The 22,708-nt window shown below is 39.7% G+C and carries 22 protein-coding genes; 16 read left to right on the top strand and 6 right to left on the bottom strand.

The features are described 5' to 3' along the window. Position 1 precedes the first annotated feature (1 nt). A complete protein-coding gene (locus tag J2743_RS00585; protein WP_209624344.1) occupies positions 2-454 on the bottom strand; it encodes a carboxymuconolactone decarboxylase family protein in 453 nt (150 codons plus the stop codon). A 228-nt stretch (positions 455-682) separates the two neighbouring features. Here J2743_RS00585 and J2743_RS00580 point away from each other — a divergent pair, with 228 nt between their 5' ends. Further along, positions 683-874 (top strand): YdeI/OmpD-associated family protein, encoded by a 192-nt coding sequence (locus J2743_RS00580; RefSeq protein WP_209624341.1) that lies wholly within the window; start codon positions 683-685, stop codon positions 872-874. 48 nt (positions 875-922) lie between these two features. Beyond that, positions 923-1,282 (top strand): rhodanese-like domain-containing protein, encoded by a 360-nt coding sequence (locus J2743_RS00575; protein WP_209624339.1) that lies wholly within the window; start codon positions 923-925, stop codon positions 1,280-1,282. A gap of 152 nt (positions 1,283-1,434) precedes the next feature. Here the strand turns inward: J2743_RS00575 and J2743_RS00570 are convergent, their stop codons facing one another. After that, on the bottom strand, positions 1,435-6,489 hold the full coding sequence (locus tag J2743_RS00570; protein ID WP_209624338.1) for a DUF3320 domain-containing protein: 5,055 nt from the start codon (positions 6,487-6,489) through the stop codon (positions 1,435-1,437). A 118-nt stretch (positions 6,490-6,607) separates the two neighbouring features. Further along, entirely contained in the window at positions 6,608-8,356 is a 1,749-nt protein-coding gene (locus J2743_RS00565) for a helicase C-terminal domain-containing protein (RefSeq protein WP_209624336.1), read from the bottom strand. 497 nt (positions 8,357-8,853) lie between these two features. Between J2743_RS00565 and J2743_RS00560 the strand changes: the two genes are divergently transcribed. The 8 genes from J2743_RS00560 to J2743_RS00525 all read left to right on the top strand — a co-directional run bounded on the left by J2743_RS00560 (position 8,854) and on the right by J2743_RS00525 (position 14,024). Further along, positions 8,854-9,567, top strand: coding sequence for a hypothetical protein (locus J2743_RS00560; protein ID WP_209624334.1), 714 nt, complete (start codon positions 8,854-8,856; stop codon positions 9,565-9,567). 222 nt (positions 9,568-9,789) lie between these two features. Next, on the top strand, positions 9,790-10,335 hold the full coding sequence (locus tag J2743_RS00555) for a hypothetical protein (RefSeq protein WP_209624332.1): 546 nt from the start codon (positions 9,790-9,792) through the stop codon (positions 10,333-10,335). 193 nt (positions 10,336-10,528) lie between these two features. Further along, positions 10,529-10,666, top strand: coding sequence for a hypothetical protein (locus J2743_RS00550; protein ID WP_209624330.1), 138 nt, complete (start codon positions 10,529-10,531; stop codon positions 10,664-10,666). Between the two features lie 72 nt (positions 10,667-10,738). Then, positions 10,739-11,020 (top strand): nucleotidyltransferase family protein, encoded by a 282-nt coding sequence (locus J2743_RS00545; RefSeq protein ID WP_209624328.1) that lies wholly within the window; start codon positions 10,739-10,741, stop codon positions 11,018-11,020. A 42-nt stretch (positions 11,021-11,062) separates the two neighbouring features. After that, positions 11,063-11,293 carry a HepT-like ribonuclease domain-containing protein gene (locus J2743_RS12265; protein ID WP_209624872.1) on the top strand — a complete coding sequence of 77 codons (231 nt, stop codon included), beginning with the start codon at positions 11,063-11,065 and terminating at the stop codon, positions 11,291-11,293. Between the two features lie 259 nt (positions 11,294-11,552). Further along, positions 11,553-12,266, top strand: a complete 714-nt coding sequence (gene cobI, locus J2743_RS00535) for a precorrin-2 C(20)-methyltransferase (protein ID WP_209624326.1) — start codon at positions 11,553-11,555, stop codon at positions 12,264-12,266. 132 nt (positions 12,267-12,398) lie between these two features. After that, on the top strand, positions 12,399-13,025 hold the full coding sequence (locus J2743_RS00530) for a DUF447 domain-containing protein (RefSeq protein ID WP_209624324.1): 627 nt from the start codon (positions 12,399-12,401) through the stop codon (positions 13,023-13,025). A gap of 24 nt (positions 13,026-13,049) precedes the next feature. Next, complete coding sequence (locus J2743_RS00525) at positions 13,050-14,024, top strand: alpha/beta fold hydrolase (protein WP_209624322.1); 975 nt, start codon at positions 13,050-13,052, stop codon at positions 14,022-14,024. A gap of 20 nt (positions 14,025-14,044) precedes the next feature. Here the strand turns inward: J2743_RS00525 and msvR are convergent, their stop codons facing one another. Continuing rightward, the gene (msvR, locus tag J2743_RS00520; RefSeq protein WP_209624320.1) at positions 14,045-14,803 is read right to left on the bottom strand and encodes a transcriptional factor MsvR; all 759 of its coding nucleotides are present in this window, start codon (positions 14,801-14,803) and stop codon (positions 14,045-14,047) included. 234 nt (positions 14,804-15,037) lie between these two features. On the opposite strand from msvR, the gene J2743_RS00515 reads away from it, so the two are divergent. From J2743_RS00515 to J2743_RS00500, 4 genes are all read left to right on the top strand, one after another. Further along, complete coding sequence (locus J2743_RS00515) at positions 15,038-16,261, top strand: FprA family A-type flavoprotein (RefSeq protein WP_209624318.1); 1,224 nt, start codon at positions 15,038-15,040, stop codon at positions 16,259-16,261. A gap of 68 nt (positions 16,262-16,329) precedes the next feature. Continuing rightward, complete coding sequence (locus tag J2743_RS00510) at positions 16,330-16,746, top strand: ferritin-like domain-containing protein (RefSeq protein WP_209624316.1); 417 nt, start codon at positions 16,330-16,332, stop codon at positions 16,744-16,746. A 37-nt stretch (positions 16,747-16,783) separates the two neighbouring features. Next, entirely contained in the window at positions 16,784-17,395 is a 612-nt protein-coding gene (locus J2743_RS00505; RefSeq protein WP_209624315.1) for a rubredoxin, read from the top strand. 197 nt (positions 17,396-17,592) lie between these two features. Further along, entirely contained in the window at positions 17,593-17,805 is a 213-nt protein-coding gene (locus J2743_RS00500; protein WP_209624313.1) for a hypothetical protein, read from the top strand. Between the two features lie 38 nt (positions 17,806-17,843). Here the strand turns inward: J2743_RS00500 and J2743_RS00495 are convergent, their stop codons facing one another. Next, entirely contained in the window at positions 17,844-19,025 is a 1,182-nt protein-coding gene (locus J2743_RS00495) for a site-2 protease family protein (RefSeq protein ID WP_209624310.1), read from the bottom strand. A 39-nt stretch (positions 19,026-19,064) separates the two neighbouring features. Then, a complete protein-coding gene (locus J2743_RS00490) occupies positions 19,065-20,279 on the bottom strand; it encodes a molybdopterin molybdotransferase MoeA (protein WP_209624308.1) in 1,215 nt (404 codons plus the stop codon). A gap of 256 nt (positions 20,280-20,535) precedes the next feature. Here J2743_RS00490 and J2743_RS00485 point away from each other — a divergent pair, with 256 nt between their 5' ends. Together J2743_RS00485 and J2743_RS00480 are read left to right on the top strand one after the other, a co-directional pair. Continuing rightward, positions 20,536-21,432, top strand: coding sequence for an ABC transporter ATP-binding protein (locus tag J2743_RS00485; protein ID WP_209624870.1), 897 nt, complete (start codon positions 20,536-20,538; stop codon positions 21,430-21,432). A gap of 61 nt (positions 21,433-21,493) precedes the next feature. After that, complete coding sequence (locus tag J2743_RS00480; protein WP_245247886.1) at positions 21,494-22,690, top strand: ABC transporter permease; 1,197 nt, start codon at positions 21,494-21,496, stop codon at positions 22,688-22,690. The last annotated feature ends 18 nt before the right edge of the window (positions 22,691-22,708 follow it).

Raw genomic sequence — 22,708 nt, 5'->3', positions numbered from 1 at the left:
TTTATTTTTTGGAAATCTTGTGGGATGAGTTTTTTTCTAAAAGGTTGTTGAGGTATCCGTCAGGTTGCATCTGCCGAGTTTCATCCGAGTTAGGTTCATCATCATACTTATTTTCATCGGTTATTTTTTTAAAATGAGTATTTTTTCTTGGGGGTTGATTGTCTAAAAGTAAGTAGGCTGTGTTAAACCCAGAACCCATACGCACCAACCCGGCCACTGCAGCAGCTTCCAAGATTTCTTCCTGGGTTGCTCCTAATTTAAGGGCCTGATTTTGATGTACCTTAGTACAATTGTCACATTTAACTGCAATGGCACAGGCTACGGCAATGAGGCTTTTTTCCTTAAGGGAAAGGGTTCCATCTTTTAATATTTCTGATGCCAGTTTTGTAAAAGCAGAATCAACATCTTCACCAATTGCTTCTGTAAAGCGTTTAGGCTTTGTATTTTGTTCCATTTATAAAAACTCCTTGATTATTCATCCCGGTTCTCATATCTTGAAATGAGGTGCCTGGATCTACATAAGTTTGCATGATTTAGATAAATTTCATAAATATTATCATCATCCCCTACTATAAAATAACTATCATGCCAAGTCTTACCGGATAGTCTGGAACGATATAATGCAAAAAACCGCGTAAAAAAGGACGGGTCATGGAATTTTCTGGATGATATTGAAGACTTGTTGGTTCCAGAAGATATAAAAAAAGCCTTGAACAAAAGGAAAACTGTGGCAAAAAACTTTAATTCTTTCAATGATTCACATAAAAAACAAACATTATACTGGATCGGCACAGCCAATAAGCGCAACACCAGACTTAAAAGAATCAAAGTCACTGTTGAGGCAGCTGCAGAGAATAAAAAGCCTTTTTACTAGTTAAACCTAATTGGTTAAATTATTGGGATGAATAAGGAGCGTAATGACATGTCTGAGTCTGATGATATAAATCAAATTATTAGAAATATAAACCCTACAGAAGCATTTAAGTTTGTTGAAGAAAATATTGATGACCCTGATTTTGTGTTACTGGATGTTAGAACTCCTAAGGAATTTTCTGATGGACATATTGAAGGTGCAGTTAACCTGGATTTCTATGCAGAAAACTTCCAGGAACAACTGGAAGATAAAGACCGGGATAAAAAGTACCTGGTTTGCTGTGGATCAGGGGTAAGGGGTGTTAAAACCGTGGCAATCATGCGAGATTTGGGATTTGTTAATATTTGTAACATTTTAGGTGGAATTACCATGTGGAAGGCAATGGACCTGCCTTTAACTAAGAACTAAAATGTTTCAATTGTTTTATTAGAATACACACATCGCCGTTTATACCCGGCGCCTTGAAAAAACCTATTAAAAATTTTTTATATTATTATTTTAGCAAAAATTTGTCGAATGAACCCAAAATTTGAGTCAGGATTTTACTCAACTGTATTTGTTCAACTTCTAACTAGATCGATCATCCCATCAGGACGTTCTTCAATTTCACCCTGACTTATTAAATCGTTAATCACACCCTTTATCCTGGTTATGGCCGGACCACGAGTCACTTTAGCACCAAAAAGTCGTGAAACTTCACGTACCAGTTCATCTATTTCAGTGGCGTACTGGGATTCTAAGATGATTCTCACAGCAGCGGCAATTTCTTCTTCACTTATGAGGTCCACTTTGGCGGGGGGTTTACCGGTACGGCGGCGTACCACAACCGGGGCATCCTTGTAATATAGGAAATCTCCTTTCCGGATGATTTGACCATCCAAAACTCCCAGATGAACTGCTTCTTTCATAACACCCTTCACCCTTCTTCCTGCTCGGCTAAGCCCCCAGAAAGTCCTGACACGTCTGACAACTTCATCGTAGTGGATGGGCCCTTCCACCTCCACCACTTTCATCACTGCTCTGGCAACATCACCCACTGGTTGTGTGTGCATATCTCCAGATACTTCCACTCCTGGGTTTTCACATACCTGATATTCAGGTATTTCATCCTGTGGCCTCTCTTCAACTTCAACCTCGGGAACGGTTTCTTCTTCGGTTTCCAGGATTTCTACTTCCAGTTCAGGAATATCTTCAACTTCATCCTCCACCACGGGGGGAATGACATCTTTTTTACCACGTTCCTCACCCAAAAGCTCTTCTATTATATTTAAAAGATGTTTTTGCACTTCAGAACGATTCCTGTACCAATCTGTAGACCATAAACGGTGGAATCTCCATCCAAGACCTTCCAGGATTTGTTGGCGGAGTCGGTCCCGGTCCCGCGCCACCCTACTGGTCTGGTACATTGGTCCGTCACAGGAAATCCCCAGAAGGTAGCGTCCAGGATATTCTGGATCTACAATTGCCAGATCCACTCTGAAACCAGCACAACCCACCTGACGGTGGATCTGGTAGCCATGGTCAGTTAAAAACTGGTAAACTGCATCTTCAAAGGCAGTATCAGCAGTTCCTTGCTCCAGATCATGATGGGCAAGTGTTCTCTTTTCAGCGTATTCCAGGAATTCTTTGAATGCTCGAAGACCGAAAGGAGCACTACTGTTTAAATGCAGATCACTCCCTCTGAAGTTGGAGAATATCATGCATTTTTCACGTGCACGTGTTAAAAGAACGTTCAAACGTCTTTCTCCACCGTCCTGGTTTACGGGTCCGAAATTATGACTTAAACGGCCTTCTGAATCAAATCCGTAACCAACACTCACCATTATCACATCTCTTTCATCACCCTGGATGGTTTCCAGATTTTTAATGAAGAAATGCTCTTCCTGGTGGGGGTTGAAATATTTTTCCATTGTGGGGTTCAACTTCAACTGTAATTCCAACTCTTCCAGAAGAGCCTGTTGCTGGCGCACGTTGAAAGTGCCCACACCCAGACTCTTGGAATCACCATACTTCTGGTAGTGTTCAAAAACAGCTTTAACAACTTCTTTGGCTTCTGCCCGGTTGGTAGCAGTTTTTCCACGATCATAAACAGTTTCCGGGAGATGAACCAGTTTAAGTCCCAGTTCTTCAGAATCCTGATTAGGTGATGGGTAGATCAGTAAGTGGTTGTCGTAAAATTCTTGATTACTGACTGCTATAAGGGATTCGTGCCGGCTGCGGTAATGCCAACGGAGCATTTTAGAGGGGAAACTCCTTTTGCACAAGTGAAGAATGCTTTCCATGTCTGCCAGCACAGCCAGATCATAATCATCACTCTCCACATCAATCAAGATGTCAAAAAATGTTGTGGGGGGGAGTTGTCTTGTGTCCCCCATTATAACCGCACATCTGGCTCTTAAAAGCGCTCCTAGGGCATCTTCAGGTTTCACCTGGCTGGCTTCGTCGAAAATAACATAGTCAAAGCGTAGGTTCTTCACACTGTAAGGGTCCAGGTACTGGGCAATGGAAAGGGGACTCATCATGAAGCAGGGTTTAATTGTCTGTATTATTCCGCCACAGATGGACAATAATTTTCGGATAGGCATGTGTCCCCGTTTACGGGAAAATTCACTTTTGAGAACTCCCAATTCTGAACGGGGTGATGCAGTGCCTGAAAGGGAGGGTCGGTTTTCGTACAGTTCTTCTGCTATTCGGAAACGGTTAAGTTTTATAATTTTACTGTCCAGTTCTCGGAATTCATTTATCTTTTTCTCATGCACATCACCCACGAAACGGAATAGGGAATGTTCTCTGAGGAAAAGTTTGCGGAGCATGGAATCTGCGAAATTACCCTCCAAGCAGGGGATGATGTTTTCTGATTTGATTTGGTCTTTATCTACCAGTTCTACAAGGTTGGCACCTATTGTTTCCAGACATTCGGTTCTTGATGAACTGAAACGTGACCAGTTCTGTAGGGATGAAAGACCATCCTTTAGTAGGGAAATTTGGGATATTAAATATTCAATGGGACTTTTGGTAAGATTCATGTAAACTGAATCATCTTTAAAGTGCAAAAACTTGTCCAGTTGGTTTATGAACTGCAAAATCTGGTCATAATCCTGGTGTATCTGTCTGGTAATGTCCTTGATTTGGTGTTGTTCAGCAGAATCCAGGATGATGAGAATTTTTTCAGTTATGCTACCTTCTTCAAGGGCTTTCCTGAATTTGAGGATCCATTCAGATATATCCTTCAGGTTTTCAGAGTCACTCTCCTCTCTCCTCCAGTGTGATCCAAAGAGTGATTTAGCCAGTTCATCATGTTCCCTTATGTTACGCCTCATTTTTTGGCATTTTATTAGTTCTTCAAGGTCACGAACAATTATTCCATCATCATCAGGGACTTTACCCTCATAAAGTCTTCCAATTTTCTTTTTAGCCTTTTTAAAGTCTCCACTCAGAAACTTGAGGAGTTTTGACTTTTTTTCCTGGAAATCCATCAGGGTAGATGGAATATCCTCATCCAGAACTCCCTCTTTAAATCTTTTCAAATCTTTAGATTTGGATTTATACTCTTCTAAAGTCTTAATGAGGTTATAAACCTGTAGTTTATCATAATCCCACTGGGTATTTAGAAGAATATCCCTTTCCAAAGATGGAAAAGATGAAATAATCTCCACAGCAGCTATCAAGTGTTCTGTTTCATCTAAAGTGGTGGGTATCTTCACTCCTGAGATTTTAGAAAGTGTCTGGGCTTTTAAATTCAAGTCATCAAGTTTTCCTATAGTTTCAGTTAACAGAGCTTCTATTTCCTCTTCTTCTGCAGGTAGTATGGGATCTGGTTGGGTTGAATTCCACGGATTATAAGTCACGGGTTTTGCCAGCTTATATAATTCTCCAAGTTCTTTGAATTTATTTATGGTGCGCTGCCACTCCCTTAAAGTGCAATTTTCACTTTCTTCCATGATAAAACGTGGCATTTTACTGTTAGATTCTTCAAAATGATGGAGTGATTTTTCTTTTAAACCAAACAGCTGATAAGGAGTCCACTTAATTTTTCCATAGGGTGAATGTAGGATGTTAACGTATTCGTCTAAATCTAACTTAAGCTCTTCAATAGTGTTCAAATCATCCTCTAATGCCAGTTCACTGGGTTTAGGATTCCTGAGCACACTTTCCAGCTTCTCCAGAACATCTTTTTTATTCGATTTTTTACTGTGAAGTTCCAGACAGAATTCTCCCAGCCCAACACTATCCAGACGGCCTTTAACCACTTCTAAAGCAGCCATTTTTTCACTTACAAAAAGAATAGTGTTGCCTCGTGCTAAAAGTTCGGCTATAAGGTTTACTATGGTCTGAGACTTACCAGTGCCTGGAGGTCCTTCAACCACTAGATCCCGACCATGTTTCACATCTTCTATCACCGAAATCTGGGATGAATCTGCATCTAAAACATGATACACATCTTTTGAGGATAATTTAACATCTACCTGATCTTCCTGGAAACCCAGATCCACCTCTTCTGAAGGGTCGAATATGGCTTTTATAAGGGGGTTCTCTTCCAGAGGCATGTCTTCAGGCCAACTTTCTGGATCCAAATCCTTGTACATCACGAATTTGGTGAAACTGAAAAATCCTAGGAATGTTTTCTCCAGAACTTCCCAACCACCTTTATAAGAGATGGCTTCTTTAACTAAGCCCATATATTCGTCTATACCTTCTGGATTTCTGGGCATTTCAAAGTCGGGTATTTCAACCCCATAATCCAGTAATTTTGCCTGCAGGGATATGTTGGCAATTATTTCTTCACCAGTCCACCGAAGCTTGAAAGAACCCTTCACTCGTTTACGTTCCAGTTCAACAGGTATCAATATCAAAGGTGCTTCTCTGTATCCAGGGGTGCCAGTATCATCCTTCCATTTCACGAATCCCATGGCAAGGTAGAGGATATTGTATCCCTGTTCCTCCATCACTGACCTGGCACGCTGGTTAATGTAGAAAAGTCGGCGTTGAAGCTCTGAGGGGGTTAAGTCAGTGGATAAAAATATTTCTTTATTTTTTTCCAGGGTTTCTTGGTCTGGTGAAGGGGAATCCCATAGTATAGATGATTCATCTCCCGTAACATTTTCTGAATCAGTGTTAAGTGTGGAATTGGAAACATCATCAGAAAATTCTTTTTGAGAATTAGCATCAGAAACAACAAATTTTTCTTGAGATGAATTATCAAAAACTTCTAACTCATTAGCAACATGATAAACAGTTTTATTTCCTTTATCCGTACTAAATTCACTCTCATCAGTATTAGAATAGTTTTCACCAGTAAATTCACTTTCACCCGGAATATTAGATTCTTCTTTCCCTGAAACAGGAGGTTTATCTTCTTCAAAACGAGCCCTATCTACTGATCCACCACTTGCAGAAAACCCGGTTTCAGTTTTTGGGATGAACTGTAACAGTTTTCTTTTGCTTTTTTTAAGAACTAACCGGTCGTATATCTCGGGAAGTTCTCCTTCCTTGACTTCCACAGTCATGGTACGGGGGCGGAAGTTCAGGAGCTGGTTTCGCATGGTAAGATCCAGCAAACTTTGTCTTAGAACATCAATTTGTCTGTATATGTCCACCTTGGAAAGTTCGGACATTCATCAAACCTCTCATAACTTGATTAGGCCAAGAAGTAATAATGGCATTAATATGATGCTTCATGGTTTGTTAAAACTCTATATTAAAACTATCTCTCCTTTTATAATCATGGGGGTGTCATTCTCTTTGAATGGCATCCTTGAAGAAGCTGGGCACTAGGTTACGGTAAAGTTTGTTCCTCAGTAACATGCGGAAGTTACCATCTAGGATGTAAGTTTCACAGTAATCATCTTCAGCCCGCATCCCACGACCATAAGCCTGCAGGAGAGTCATAATTGTTTTATAAGCATACCATGGAGGGTCCTGCTGTTTTCGCTGGTTTATCTGCGGGTCTCCCAGGTAAGGGAATGGTATCTTGTATATAACTTGGAATTGGCACTTTTCATAGGGTAAATCCACCCCTTCACTCATTGAAGGGCTTACCAGCACTCGAGGTTCCTTGCTATGTTCAAAACGGTTTAGAACCTGTTCCCTGTTTTTGGGGTTATGGCCCATCAAACGGGGATCCTTAAGATATTTCATGATATACTGCTGACACTTGTAGTTGTGGGTGTGAATGAGTCCTTTTTCATATTTATGGTGTTCGATGATTTTTTCAAGGACAGGAATAGTTTTAGGGGCGGTGCGTTTTATCAGGCGGTGTGACATGTTCCCCACCAGTTTCAAATGAACTGGGCGGGATGATGGTGGGAAAACACTCTTAATCTCCAGGTGATATGTTTCATCCGGGTTTATTCCCAGCCACTGGCAGAATAAATCCTGATCAAGGATGGTGGCACTCATAAAAAGCCGGATATCAGCATGATTGAAAAGATGCTCAGGAGCATAGGTGTTTACCCGGAGGGGTTTAAAGGATACTCCTCCGGGACTGGTGTCCACCACCCAGTTATCAGGAGAGTTCTCCAAGTTTCGTGAAAGTTCACTCAGGTTCATTTTCATACGGTTTATACGGTCAGCTGATCTTTTGGGGATTTTTTTAAGGTCCAAGTCCTGGTAATCGTCGTAAAGTGATTCTACAAACAGTATCCATTCTGCAGGTTCGGTATGTTTCATCATACTGGGGGGTATGGTTTTTTTGATTTCGCGTTCCAGGCGGCGGTTGTAGAGATTAACCTCCAGACGTTGCATTAACTTGTTTTCCAGGTTATGAGCCTCGTCTAAAACCATAAAATGCCTTTTACCAAAGTGTTTTACATAGTTAAGTTCAAGTAGGGCATAATCGTAGTTCATTAATGTTATGGAGCTTTCCACAGCCAATGCTTTCTGGTCCCAGTAGCGGCATCTTTCATTGGAACGGAAATAAATTGGACTTCCAAAAGCATCTTGAAAAGCGTGAAACTCGCCATTAAATGGGGATTTGCTGATACCATAATCACAGGCGAACTTCTGGGTGCTGGGGATGGTCTGACAGGTCCCCTGATCGCAGCTGTACTCCAAACTCTCATTCTGACATAAGAAGTTCCCACGGCCTTTAACCATAGGGTATCCGAATTCTGAGGCATACTGGGACTGGAGCTGTTTGGTCATGGTGAGCACATAGGCAGGCTGGTAAAGTCGCGCCAAGGTGGTGGCCACTGCTGATTTCCCAGTACCTGTACCTGCCTCCAGGATGATGTTAGAATAGCCACGTTCGATGGCCTCCCTGATCTCATCTATGATCTCCAGCTGACCTTCCCGGGGTGATTGGAAAGGGAATTTTTCAATGATATCCTCATCAATATGGGGATATTGTCTTTTAATAGCTTTGATCCTTGAAGTTGATATTTTCGGTGTATTTACCTGACCAGATCCTTCAGATCCGCTAGATGAGCATATACATCGGTCTTTTATCATTCCACACTTGTCACAGAAGAAGCCGTTATCCATGAAGATTACTATTTTTTTAGTGGTATAAATACCTAAAGTTTTCCAGCGTAAAAATAGGTTTCATCAAAATTGGTTTCCATTAGGAACTTCAAATGTGTTCATTTAAATTCAATCAGGATGATACCCTTAAAAAGCTTTGATCTATATGTAATGTGGGTAATGACTTTTTTTAAGAGTGATTGTAAACCAGATTTAAATAATAACATTTAGAAATATTTTAATAAACCAATGGGCTTAAACAATGATTGATTTTTTGCTGTAATAAACAGTAATGGTATTAATTTTTAACTTCACACTAAGGGGTTAGTAATAATATTAAGTGGATGGAAAGTAATATATAATTGGAGGTATTACTGATATTAGGGATATTTGAGTTATGAGGCAGTTTATATTAACTGTATTAGTTATGGTGATTAAAAGGGGGGTTAATATGGGATTTTTCGCAGTTAACTGGCATTTTTCATCAATAAATGGAAAACAAGTAGGGTGGTATCCATTTGGATAGGAAAAAGTTACTGGTTGCTGGTGTTTTAATAGGAGGTACTATTATCTGTTTAGTTTCTGCTTTCATGATAGTCTCCTTTGGTTTGGATTTAATCTCTGAAATTAAGGGAAGAACACATTTTGATCCTTCTTCTTTAAGTACTACTTCTTTTGATAATTCAACTCCTGAAGCAACAGCAGTATCCATAGCAAGACTAAATGGGGGAATAGCTTTTGGTGTGGGTACTGTGAAAGATGTTTATTTGACTTCTGATGGGAAATATTGGGTAGTAAAATTTTATGATCCTCCTGCTCCTAAGGGACCTTATTACTGGACCGTTACCATTGATGCAAAAACATTAATGAGCAAAAAAGATGATGATGAATGGAGGTCATTGGATGAATTGAAAGCAAGTTACATCGCTCAAATTCAATCAATGGGTAATCCATGCCGTAAACCTCAGAAAATAACTATGAATGGTAAAGAAGTCTGGAAAGTACCTGTTGTAACTGAATTTGAAAATGGTACAGATAAGACATTTAAGTACATTTATGTTGATCTTAAAACAGGAAAAAGCAAGAACACATTGGAAAATTTTAATAGAGCTGCAGGGACAGATGGCTGGTTAACACTAAAAGAAGTAGATGCAGTGATTAATAAGCAACATCAGAATTATTCCGAACCAAGCCAATTTAGGGATGTTTTAAGGGATTTATATCAGGAATAATAATAAGTCTTCAGGAAACACTTAAAGATAAAAATCAACAAGCTGCTTTGTACTTTGGCACTGGCGTTGCATTGTTGGCCGTGCCCGGTTGTCAAGAATTTGCACTTGGTTTTTTTACAAATAGTTTTCCATGTTCTTCCTTGATAAGGAAGAAGGGGCTCCAAAGACTCCAGATACAAGTGCAACTAAGATAATAAGAGTATAATAATATGAGATGGCACTATGAACAATAAAAATAATTTAGCTATGGTTATAGGGATAATCATTTTAATTCTTTTAGTTTCCAATGTGTTCATTAGTTTTTTTAATAATTCTACTAAAACATTTTCTGATGCTTATATAAGTTTTAATTATCCTACTGATTTTGAAAATGCAGATTATTCTAGTAATGATACAAATTCTAGTTTTCCCTTAGAATTAATCGCTTATTTTGAAAATACTGCTCCATTAAAAGTACAAAACATGATGGTTTTTAAGAATATTAGCACAACTTCCACTTCGGAAATGAAAGATAGAACCATTTTAAGGGTTAAAAATGATTCTACATGTAAATTATTATCTCCAACCAACGAAACTAATCCGAATGGTGTTTTTGTGGAGAAGTTGACATACAGTTATGAATACACAGCAGGTAGACTAGTTTCTAGCGAAATGTACTTTAAAATTAACAATGGAATATACGTAATTGCAGTTTACGGGCCGGATACTACAATAGGCAATCAAGTGATTAACGAAACCACTCAAACTATCTTCCAATCAATAAAATGACAATGGGTACACTTTACTCTCAACAGATCCAATTACCAACATTACACAACTGATTGGTGAGCCAGCAGGATATGATGGTGCTAGAAGCTTTGCCATTGCCACCACTAAAGTCACAAATGAAATCCTACAATACTGGCTAGGCCAAAAAGACAAAACCGACACCAACGGAACCCTCCTTTACTCCAGTGGGCTTATGAAAGCAGCCTACAAAACATTTTTATCCTCATTAATCCTGATAAAATGTCACGACATGATAGCAGCACACCAACCAACATTAATTCAACGAAATCTGGATCACAACTCCCCCAGTAGAAGTTCCAGTGAGAAATGAGTTTACCAAAACTTAATATCAATCACCCTCCAATAAATAATTCCAGAGATATAAAGGTTATATGGTGCTTTAATGAGGGTTCTGGACGTAATCAAGGAACATGAGAGTGAAATAAAAGAAAGATACAGTGTTGCTAAAATAGGAGTTTTTGGTTCCTACGTCAGAGGAGAAGAAACAACTTCCAGTGACATTGATATTCTGGTTGAATTTGATAAACCCACTCTCCATAATTTCATGGGCCTGGTCTTCTATCTAGAAGAACTTTTTGACAAGGAAGTTCATCTGGTCACTAATAATGCATTAAGTCCTTATATGCGCCCTACTGTGGAAAAAGAGGTGATCTGGTGTGAATAAGGATACTGCCCTTCTGGAACATATTAAAGATGAACCTATTTTATTGGGGTTCAATTCTCAACAAATACCAAGGAAGATCTTTTAAGTGATCCACTGTTACAACGAGGAACAGTAAGAAGTCTTGAAATTATTGGTGAAGCAGTTAAAAATTTATCTGATGATTTCAAGACGGATAATTCCAAGATAGAATGGAAAGAAATCGCAGGAATGAGAGATAAACTTATTCACCAGTATTTTGATGTGGAGTGGGATATTGTATGGGAAGTGATTTAGAGGGGGTTCCAGAACTAAAAGAAACAGTAAATCATGCGTTAAAATAATTTAAACACAGTATTAGGTCCGAAAACAGTCTAATAACATGTAATTAATCCACACAGCATTGTTAGGGGTTTTGGCATAACTTCAAATTATAAATAAATAATCAATAACCTTCTTTATTTTTAATAGTTCAAAGAACCAGGATAAATACCCTTATATTATGATTACATAAAATAGAAGACCAGTTATTGTTAGTTTAAATTGGTGTTTCATCATGAATATGAATAGAGGTAAACTCATAGGTGTTGGTGTGGGTCCTGGAGACCCTGAATTACTTACAGTTAAGGCTGTGAAGACATTGGAACGCGTTCCGGTAATTTGTGCCCCCAAATCGTCCCAGAACAAACCAAGCGTGGCACTTTCCATTGTCCGGGGAATTCTGGATGGACGTAAGGATGAACATGTAACTATTGAACCTCTGTTCCCCATGATTGAGGATAAGAAAGCCCTGAAAAGTTACTGGGCCGGGGCTGCAGAGTTAATTATAAATGAATTAGATGAAGGCCGGGATGTTTCTTTCATCACCCTGGGAGATCCATCAGTTTACAGCACATTTTCATATGTTGCCAGGATAATAGACGACCAGGGATATGTTGTGGAGATGATACCGGGAATAAATTCATTCACTGGATGTGCTGCCAGTGCCGGCATCACCCTGGGCGAAAAGGATGAAATCATTCTGGTGGTGCCCAAGGTGGACCAGAGACTGGAAGAACTACTGCAACATGCAGACACTGCCGTGATCATGAAGACCTCCCGCCATTCCCAGATGCTGGAAGAAATCATAAATAAGGATCCCCGGGATAAAACGGTTGTATCTGTCCAAAATTGCAGTATGGAAGATGAAAAAGTTTTTGATGGATTTGCAAAGAAGGGAAAGTACCTTTCCACCACCATAGTCAAATTCAACGGTAACCAGGACCATTAAACCAGATGAAAATATTTGACCTTTTCTCCGGTGATTCTTGTAATAGGGTTTAAAAAATAAATACATTATATTCTTTTATTTCCAGAATGGATAACGTTGTATCAATCTAAAAAATTATTAATCGTGAGATAAATGACTGTTGATCTATATTCCTTAAACATGGAAAAAGGCCTTCATTATGAGGCCATTGTAACTACACGAAATGAAGATGGAACTCCCAATGCCGCCCCTATGGGTGTTATCTGCAAAGGACCGGATCAGGTAGTGCTCCGACTCCACGAAGGATCCCACACCATAGCCAATGTAAAACGGGAAAAAAAGTTCCATGTAAATCTATCCAGAGATCCACTTCTTTTCACCCAGTCTCTCATAGATAACCCTTCAGCCACAGAATTTACTGAAGAAAAACATGGATTTTCCTTAAAAAATGCATACACATCTTTTTTTTGTGAAGTACACCATGAAAAGAAGGTGGAGAAGGAAGATGCCATGGGTGAGAATATCACCATCATGTTTCACTCCCAGGTTCAGGATATAAAGCGTAACCGGAAAGAATACGAACCACTCAGCCGGGCAATATGTGGGGTGCTTGAAGCCCTGGTGAACCTGAGCAGAGTGCAACGGGTACCTGCAGAAAAAAAGCAGGAATACGCTGATAGGCTGAAAGAGATATCAAGGGTAGTTAACCATGTGGGAGGACCTAAACACAAACAAGCAATGGAACTTGTTCGAAAGGAATTTGAAATAAGGATCAAATGATGAAGATGATTGAGGGTGAAATATTTGCTTGAAAGAAAATATCACAATCTAAAAAATTTCCAATTTGAATCTGGAGAAAGTATTCCAGATTTAACCATGGAATACGCAGTTCAGGGGACTAAAACGCTTGACAGTGAGGGTAAAATAACCAACGCATTTTTATATCTTCATGGTTGGAGTGGAGATTGTAATTCCGTGGAAAACCTCAACCAAGTAATTGGTCCGGGAAAGGTTATAGACACAGACCAGTTCTATGTGATAAGTACCACAGCTTTAGGAACACCCGGATCATCCAGCCCATCTGCCCCTGGCATGGGAACAGATTTTCCAGAATACAGTATTAAAGACATGGCAATAGCCCAACATGAATTATTAACCAGGGGTTTAGGGATTAAACACCTCAAAGGGGTCATGGGCACGTCTATGGGTGGGTTCCAGGCTCTTAACTGGGCATTGGAGTATCCTGAATTCATGGATTTCCTGATACTGCATGCCACCAGCCATCATTTTTCCAACCGCATGTTTGGTGTTTACCACCTCATGAGCCAGATCATTGAAGATGACGCAGAGTATAACCAGGGAAATTACACTGAAAATCCAGTAAAAGCCATGGAAAAGGTAGCTTACCTGAGTTACCTGTGGTCTTTAGCCCCAGAAAACTATGAAGAATGTTTTCAATCTAAGAAAGAATTCCTGAAAGGAGTTAGTGAGAGGAAAGCCGATTCTGCTGATTGGGATGCTAATGATTTGGTATGGAAAAACAAGGCGATTTTCAATCATGATCTAACTGAGGAAATATCCACAATCGAGGTTCCAGCACTGGTGATAGGCATTCATCAGGATCAGATTGTTGATGAAAAATACAGTTTAATGCCATTATATGAAGGTCTCCCCAACGCGGAACTATTCTTATATGATTCTATCTGGGGACATTATGGTTGCATTAGGGATGTTTCAAAGTCTTCAGGGGCTATTGAGAAATTTTTAACTGATAAATAATTTTTCAACTGAAATATAATCTAATTTTTTGTTTTAACCATGAACTGACAGTAATCATCACCCTGGGCGTAACATTTAACTTCTTCCACTTCCACCTGTTCCTGGAAGCATAGTGAGAAAAATGCTTCCAATATTCCTGAATCAAATGCACAGGCAGGTTTCCCGATTTGAGGCAGATCTTCACATTCAAAACAGTCATAAGCCTGAATAATAATGGGATCGGTGCTTTTAACTTCAATCCGGCCTAACTGATTATCTTCCCAAAATTTTGCAACATTTCTAATAAATTTATTAATATCAGGAGTCTGCAATTTTTCGTAAAAAGTCTCCCCTACTTTATAACCTGCATTACGCAGTATGGGGTCGATATTTATTCCTTCATCCATAAGGGATACTCTTATTGCTCTGAACATAAACCTGAAGAATTTAAGTGGGTCATCTGATTCTAAAATCTGTTTTTGAAGGGCCAGGTCAACATCATCTTCAACTTCGTTTTCTGGAGAAACATCGCCTAAAAAACGGGAGTTGATGTAATAAATTTTTTTTCGTCGATCTTCAGGATCTATTACCCAATCTATTATTCCGACATCCTCCAGATCCTGCAAGTGTGCTGAGATAGTTGATTTGGATCTTTTGGTGGATGCCACTACTTGGGATCCACTCATCCCTCCCTCTTTAAGTAGGGATAGAATCTGGGCTTTTATAGGGCTTTGAATTATATTCACGCCTGATTTAGTGGAAAATATTTTTACACGATTTTTTGCTTTTATTGGGGTCATAATAATCCCTTTTATACAACCGGCCAAGTTTAGGGCTTTGGTCTATTTTTATTTATATATGATTTATACATTTACTATATAAAATGTTCGCATATATAAGTACGTTCGTTTAGATGCGAACAGTAAAAATTATATATGGTGGTTCGTATATTACTATACGTTCGGAAATGCACGAACCAGTGGTGTGGCATTAGCACATCACAATGAAAATTAGAGAAATTAAGTGGTGAAAACATGAAAGCAGCGTCGAAAAAGATTAAAGAAGGAGTATACTGGGTAGGAGTACTTGACTGGGATATCAGAAAATACCATGGTTACACATTAAAAGGAACCAGTTACAATGCATACTTGGTTTTTGGAGAAGAAAAAGTAGCTTTAATAGACAACTCTTATCCTGGAACCTTCTCGGAATTAATGGCAAGAATTGAGGATGCTTTCTGCGAAGAAGGGAAAGCAGTGAACATTGATGTTATCATCCAAAACCACGTGGAAAAAGACCACAGTGGAATATTACCCGAATTGCACAGAAAATTCCCTGAAGCACCAGTATACTGCACAGAAATAGCTGTTGATGGCCTCCTGAAACACTTCCCCTCACTCAAAGGCACAGAATTTATCACAGTAGGCACCGGTGACACCCTTGATCTGGGTGGAAAAACTCTGGCATTCTTAGAAGCATTCCTCCTGCACTGGCCCGACAGCATGTTCACTTTACTGGTGGAAAAAGGCATATTATTCCCCAATGATGCATTTGGACAGCACTTGTGCTTCCCTCAGCTTTACGATCATGAAATACCCGAAAACATTCTCATGGATGCCACCAAGAAATTCTACGCAAACCTGATAACTCCATTATCCAAACTGGTTTTAAAGAAATTCCAAGAAGTCACAGACTTAGGACTTCTGGAGCAGATAAAGATGATAGCCCCTTCACACGGCCAGATATGGACGGATCCCATGAAGGTCATTGGAGCCTACAGTGCCTGGGCTACTGGGGAGTGTCCTGATAAAATCACCATCATATATGATACCATGCACCAATCAACCCAGAAAATGGCACACGCCGTAGCAGAAGGAGTCATGAGCGAAGGAGTGGATGTGGTAATGTACTACCTCCACGAAGATGAAAGGAGTGAAATCGTAAAAGACATCCTGGACAGTAAAGCCATAGCCCTGGGAGCACCAACTATCTATGATGAACCGTACCCCAGTGTGGGAGACCTGATATATTATCTTCGAGGATTAAGATTCAACAGAACAGGTAGAGAAAGATTGGCATTCACTTTTGGTTCCATGGGCGGTCAGGGAGGAGCACCTGAAACATTAGCCAAGGATCTCAAAGAATGTGGATTCAATGTGAAGGAAGAATATGAAGTATATTATGTTCCAGACTCAGACGAACTGGATAAATGCTTTGAGGCAGGTAGGAAACTGGCTCAAGAGATTAAAACTCTGTAATGTTTTAATTAACAAAATGAGCATGATTTAAAAATGAAAAACATAATGTAGAAGTGGAGGATTCAAAAATGGAATTGATAAATGAACATGAAATGGGAATTTGTAAAGGAACTGACCTGGAAAAAGCAGTACAGGCCAATTTCAATGGGGAAACACAGGAAGTAGGAATGTACCTGGCAATGGCCAGATTAGCACAGAGAGAAGGACTACCTGAAGTGGCAGAAGTTCTAAAAACCATCGCATGGGAAGAAGCAGAGCATGCATCCCATTTTGCAGAGATGAATCAAATAATTAAACCCAGCCTCAAGGAAAACCTGGAAATGATGCTGGAAGGAGAAACCATGGCCAACAACGAGAAAAAAGCCGCAGCCAAAAAGGCCAAAGAATGTGACAATGATCCAGCCCATGACTTCTTCGATGAAAGTTCCCGTGATGAAGCCCGCCACGCAAAAATGCTTAAAGGAATTCTGGAGAGATACTTCTAAATTTCTCCCACCACCTTTCATTGCAAGGAGACAAAAAGTGAACTATCAGTGTGAAATCTGCCATTACATCTACCAACCAGAAAAAGGAGATCCTGAAGCAGGGATAGAACCCCGAACCACCTTCGAAGACCTTCCTGAAGACTGGGTCTGTCCAAGATGTGGTATTGATAAATCGATTTTCCAACCCATGGGAGAAAAGATCAACCGCCCTACAGGTAAAGATCCTCTTCTGATAATGGTATTGGGGCTTACTCAGGGCCTTTGGACCATAGCGGGAAAAGGTTCCTATTCTGTAACCCGCCAGATAGGCCGAACATTTCTCCAAGAGCTTAAATCAAAGGGATTCAATTTTGATGATGAAGAAACATCCCTACAATCAGTTCGCAGCTACTTTGTGGACACACACCACATGGCAGGAGATATAGAATACTCCACTTTTGAGGATGAAGTCGACCTTAAAGTGAAAAATTGCCGTTTTTTCCCGGTGTGCAGTCAGCTGGAAAGTCGTGGAGTGTTAATCACCACCTGCCCCTATACCAACACCGCGGCCATGGCCATGGAAGAAGCCACTGGATACAGATTCAGAATAACCAAGAAACAAGACGGATTCGGACACCAAATACGACTCAATAAGGTGTCTAAAGTTTAACATGTATTTGGTGAATATTTGGGATAAAAAACTTCTTTTTTACCGCCCCCAAGGAGGATGGGTAAAACCCTTCCTCCTTTCTTTTGTAATTTTAATTACACTTAACATTTATTTGCAACATATACTTACCACAATTCTTAATTTACAACATATACTCATCAGAATTCTGAATTATATTTTATCTGGGATTGGTTATAATGGCCAAAAAAAGGAGCAAAAAAGAAAATAAAGTAATGGTTGGAGTTACCTGCCAGTGCCAGGAACCAGCGGTAACCAAGCCACCTACACTTCTTCGAAAAACACAGTGTAAGATTTGTGGTAAAATTTTCAAAACAAACCGGGATCCAAACAAAAGGGGTTCTGATATCTGTTTTAATTGTAAAAAAAAGCAGATAACTACGAAACAATAAGTTGGTACTGGAAATAAAAAAATAGGGGATTTATTAGTTTAAATCATTTGTATTATCCCTGGAACCATTTGTATTATCCCTGGAACTATGCTGTATATGATTATAAAGGCCACAATTCCAACCAGGACGATAGAAACGCTTGAAACTATTTTGGTTACGAATTTTTCTGGTAGTTTATATCCCAGCAGTTCTTCGAATATTATTCCTCCATCCAGGGGTTTTATAGGTAGGAGGTTGAACAATCCCACCATTAAATTCAATGCATAAACCCATTGACCAATATCCGCAACATTATATAAGAACCAGGGAAGTATGTCTCCATAGATACGGGAAACTTCTGGTTTAACCACAAAATATGTTTCACTTCGAAATCCAGGATAGGTGATGGACTCATTACTAAGCTGTCCAGTTGATGTAATGGTATAAGTGCCCTGATCAGTCACATAGGTCAATTTATCTCCAGGTTTTGTTTTGTTTAATACCAGATCAGTATATTCGTCCTTAGTATTAACCGGATAGCCATTAATGCTGCTGACAATCATCCCCTCTTGAAGCACACCTTCTGCAGGGCCACCAGAGGTCACACTGGTAATTTTAATACCCTCGTATTCGAAGGCATATGGTATAAAAAATGAAGATATAACCATTACAATAACCAGCGCAATCACTGCCAGCGCCATGTTAAAAATAGAACCCGCAGCATATATTCGGAGTTTAACAGATCTTTTTGCCTTTTCAACATCTTCCTCCTCAAGTTCCACGAAAGCTCCCGGCAGGATTGCAAGTAGAATAACACCAATAGATTTAATTCTAACTCCGTCCACTCTGGCCAGGATTCCATGTCCGAACTCATGAACAACCATGAGCAATATTAAGGCAATAATGCCTGAAACAAGAGGTATGAAGACAGGTGATCCTGGTATATCCACCCCGGGTAATAGGAGTGCAGCGGCGGGAGCTTCAAACATGTATTGCAAGGACATTATGATGGTATACACCATGAAAGCCATGGCCATGACTGCAATTGGAATTCCTATGTTCATGCTCCAGCGCCAGAACCGGGGGGAGAGGTTGGCTATGGAATCTATCCATCCCCTCATTTTTTTGGTTCTTCTCATGAGGATAGGTCCATAAACGTCAACTTTCAATCTATCCCTGAATAACACGGCTAAAATATAGATGATGACAATTAAAATAACGTAGTACCATAAAACGTTCAAACAAGATCACCTTTTCATTAAACTATTAATCTTGATGATTTAAGCTTTTAGTGATTGATAGGGGAGAACCACACAATCTTCTCCTTTAAAAATTCCTTCCTGATTCTCGGGTATTATGATGTAAGAATCTGATTCCACCATTGTTCTTATGATCCCAGAACCTTTGATCTTCAGGGGATGGACCAGTTCACCTTCAATTTTAGAGCGAACATAATCAGTTCTTCCCAGGCTTGATGGCATTTTCCTTGATACTTTTTTCTGTATTTTCAATGGTTCAACATGGAGACCCTGCATTTTCAAAAGAGCATCCCTTACAAAAACATCGAACTGGACCATGGCTGCCACTGGAAAACCAGACAACATAAAAACAGGTTTGCCCTGGATTTGTGCAAAGGCGAATGGTTTACCTGGCCTTAGGGACACACCATGAATAAGAACCTCACCCATTTCATGGGCCACATCCACCACCACATCACCCTTACTGATTGCAGTACCCCCGGTGGTGATTAGGGCATCATAATTCTTTAAAAGTCTGTTAAACATATTTTTCACCAGGTCAGCATCGTCGATGGCGTGGAACATTTCAGGAACAGCCAGACAACTTTCTACCATGGATTTCAAGGTGAAATGGTTGGAGTTTATGACTTCAGCACCTTGAAGATCATTTTTGGGCATTACTAACTCACTGCCAGTTATTATAACCCCGATTTTGGGTTTTTTAAATACAGTGGCCTGGTTGAAACCTGCAGAAGCAACAATACTCAACTCGGGAGGGTTTAAGAGTTTGCCATTATCCAGAACCAGGTCGCCTTTTCGGAAATCTTCACAGGCAGGGGATACATTTTCACCAGGAAAAACTGCTGTTTCCACATTTAAAAGGTTTCCATCCAGGTCAGTGTATTCTTCCATCACCACAGCATTGGCACCCGAAGGTAGTGGTGCACCAGTGGCAATTCTAATTGCTTCACCTTCATTAAGTTCAATATTTGACTTTTCACCAGCTCTGATACTATCCACCAATTTTAACTGGATGGGATTAGTAGCAGAATGGCCAAAGGTATCTTCAGCCAGAATTGCATATCCATCCATGGCTGAACGATTAAAAGGAGGCGAATTAAGATTAGAATACACTTTTTTTGCATTGACTCTCTTAAATGCACTTTCCAAATCCACTTCTTCCATCAGTGGTTCCTTAAGACAGGGGGATATGATTTTTTTGGCATCTGAAACCGGGATTAATTCTGATAAAAACATTTTAAGAACTCTTTGGATTTTTCCCAAGAATTATTGATCATAACTTTGGGATTCAATGGTTATTTAAAGAAAAAACGTATTTAAATATTGTTATTACTTCATTTTGCAAAAATAACCAATAAAAATTCTAGAAGAAATGAAAATGTTAAACAAGGTTTCGGTTAACTAAATAAACAAGATGGATTCAGATTAAACATAAGTGAAGAACTTTTCAAATCCAGGCAGGGAGAGCTGCAAATTGAACCCAGGCAATGAAATGATAAAAATAGATTCTTTAACCAAATCCTTTGGACATATAAAGGCACTGGACAACCTTAATCTGGAGATAGAAAAGGGCGAACTTCTGGGAATAATAGGCCCTAATGGTGCCGGGAAAACAACTACCATCCGGATTATTTGTTGTATATTACAACCCAACTCTGGAGAGGTCACAGTGGGGGGTTACAGTATCTATCATGACCAGATAAAGATCAAATCCATGATAGGATACTTGCCGGAAGAACCCAACCTTTACGAACGTTTCAAGGCACGAGATCTTTTAAGATACTTTGGAGAACTCTACGGAGTTCCTAAAAACCAGCTAAATGGCAGGATCAATGAACTTCTGGAACTGGTTGGGATGGAAAACCGTGCTGAAGATCGTATTAACACGTTTTCCAAGGGATTACGCCAGAGAATAGGAATTGCCCGGGCACTCATCCATGATCCAGAGGTCATAATATTTGATGAACCTACCATGGGTCTGGACCCAGCCACATCTCGCACCATACGCAACTTCATCAAAAAACTCAAAGGGGATAAGACAGTTATCCTCTGCACCCATTACATGGATGAAGCAGACTTACTCTGTGACCGGGTGGCAATATTAAACCAAGGAAGAATCTGTGATATAGGAACTCCCAAATATTTAAAAGAAAAAATACATGGTGACATAATACTCGAAGTACGGGTACATGAACCTGAAAAAATAGACACCCAACGCATCACCTCTTTCGAGTCAGTTAGGGGTGTTAACCTGGAAGGTGACCAGTTTTTAATATCCATGCACAACCGGGAAGACATCTCCAAGATCATTGATATATTCGGTAGCCAGGCATTTTCAGTCAACACCAAAGAACCCACACTGGACGATGTTTTCATCCAATCAGTATAGAATCGATTAATTTGATTATGGATAAGATATTAACTCATTTAATAAAGTAGGAAAAATGGACATGAACATGAATTTTTTCACCATTACTCGCTGGGAGTTTAAAAACACTCTTAAGAGTAAGAAGTTCATTTTAATATTCTTCATGCAGTTATCAGTCCTATTCATGTTAATTATAATGTTCAACTCCTTTGAAACCAGCATACAATCAGAGGGGGCCATATCATTAACACCTTCACTCACAGATTTCGCCACACTGGATGTTGATGATGAGGGGCGCTTATTTGAAAAAAGAATAAACCCGGAAATACTTAAAGTATACCCCACCAATGGTAACCAATCTTTGGAGCGCCTTGAAACTGGTCAAACCGATGGGTTCTACAATGTTTCATCTGATTCAATTATTCAGGTACAAAAAGGAGAAATAGTGGACACCACACTCTATTTGGACTATTCAGATCCCAAAAGAAGTGTGATTAGGGATGAGATTAACACCACTACCCAAACCCTTTCAACAGCCTTAACCAGTTCTTACCTCCAATCAGTTAGTCCTCAAAACAACAGCAACGTCAGTGGTGTTAAAGAGGAAAAAACTGGCGAATCACTACCCATGCAACTTATTAAAAAGGTGATGCTCGCCGTACTTCTATTTCTGCCTCTGTTCCTTTTTGGTAACATAATCATTGACAGTGTAGTTGGGGAAAAGGAGCGCAAAACCGGTGAAATACTCGTAGCAATGCCCATATCCTCTGTGGAGATTTTGTTGGGTAAAGGGCTGGCTGTGGTGGCCATATCAGCCCTGCAAGTGGCCATGTGGATAATCGTTCTTATTGGTGCAGGTTTTTCCATACACAACGTGATCCTGGTTTATCTTATGGTGGTATTCACTGCCATACCCATAGTGGGACTCACCTCCATCATAGCTGCCTACGCAAAAAACTATAAAGAAGCAGGCATAGGAATCAGTTTTGCCTACATCATTGTGGTGGGGTTTTTAATCGTTCCTGCACTGGCATATATTTCCAAAGAAAGTTATTCGGCCAATATTTCACCAATGACCACAGTAATGCGATTATTTACAGGAGATAATATTAGCACGCCAGAAATCCTTCTACCGGTGATCTTTGTACTTATAATGAGTGTGATAACCTTTTGGATCGCTGCTTATTTATTCAAAAGGGATGATATCTTGTTTGGGCCCCGGCCCGGACCTTTATCACTTTTACTTCAGATTAGTGGGGTTAAAAAGCAATTTAAATAATTTAAATAATTTTTCATA

The sequence above is a fragment of the Methanobacterium petrolearium genome (assembly GCF_017873625.1).
Classification (GTDB): domain Archaea; phylum Methanobacteriota; class Methanobacteria; order Methanobacteriales; family Methanobacteriaceae; genus Methanobacterium; species Methanobacterium petrolearium.
The sequence above is the reverse complement of the archived record's forward strand: the minus strand, read 5'-3'. Positions and strand labels throughout refer to the sequence as shown.

Coding starts and splice junctions, on each gene's coding strand:
- J2743_RS00585 (WP_209624344.1), bottom strand. CDS start 454: ATGGAACAAAATACAAAGCCTAAACGCTTTACAGAAGCAATTGGTGAA.
- J2743_RS00575 (WP_209624339.1), top strand. CDS start 923: ATGTCTGAGTCTGATGATATAAATCAAATTATTAGAAATATAAACCCT.
- J2743_RS00570 (WP_209624338.1), bottom strand. CDS start 6,489: ATGTCCGAACTTTCCAAGGTGGACATATACAGACAAATTGATGTTCTA.
- J2743_RS00565 (WP_209624336.1), bottom strand. CDS start 8,356: ATGGATAACGGCTTCTTCTGTGACAAGTGTGGAATGATAAAAGACCGA.
- J2743_RS00555 (WP_209624332.1), top strand. CDS start 9,790: ATGAACAATAAAAATAATTTAGCTATGGTTATAGGGATAATCATTTTA.
- J2743_RS00550 (WP_209624330.1), top strand. CDS start 10,529: ATGAAAGCAGCCTACAAAACATTTTTATCCTCATTAATCCTGATAAAA.
- J2743_RS00545 (WP_209624328.1), top strand. CDS start 10,739: ATGAGGGTTCTGGACGTAATCAAGGAACATGAGAGTGAAATAAAAGAA.
- cobI (WP_209624326.1), top strand. CDS start 11,553: ATGAATATGAATAGAGGTAAACTCATAGGTGTTGGTGTGGGTCCTGGA.
- J2743_RS00530 (WP_209624324.1), top strand. CDS start 12,399: ATGACTGTTGATCTATATTCCTTAAACATGGAAAAAGGCCTTCATTAT.
- msvR (WP_209624320.1), bottom strand. CDS start 14,803: ATGACCCCAATAAAAGCAAAAAATCGTGTAAAAATATTTTCCACTAAA.
- J2743_RS00515 (WP_209624318.1), top strand. CDS start 15,038: ATGAAAGCAGCGTCGAAAAAGATTAAAGAAGGAGTATACTGGGTAGGA.
- J2743_RS00510 (WP_209624316.1), top strand. CDS start 16,330: ATGGAATTGATAAATGAACATGAAATGGGAATTTGTAAAGGAACTGAC.
- J2743_RS00500 (WP_209624313.1), top strand. CDS start 17,593: ATGGCCAAAAAAAGGAGCAAAAAAGAAAATAAAGTAATGGTTGGAGTT.
- J2743_RS00490 (WP_209624308.1), bottom strand. CDS start 20,279: ATGTTTTTATCAGAATTAATCCCGGTTTCAGATGCCAAAAAAATCATA.
- J2743_RS00485 (WP_209624870.1), top strand. CDS start 20,536: ATGATAAAAATAGATTCTTTAACCAAATCCTTTGGACATATAAAGGCA.
- J2743_RS00480 (WP_245247886.1), top strand. CDS start 21,494: ATGAACATGAATTTTTTCACCATTACTCGCTGGGAGTTTAAAAACACT.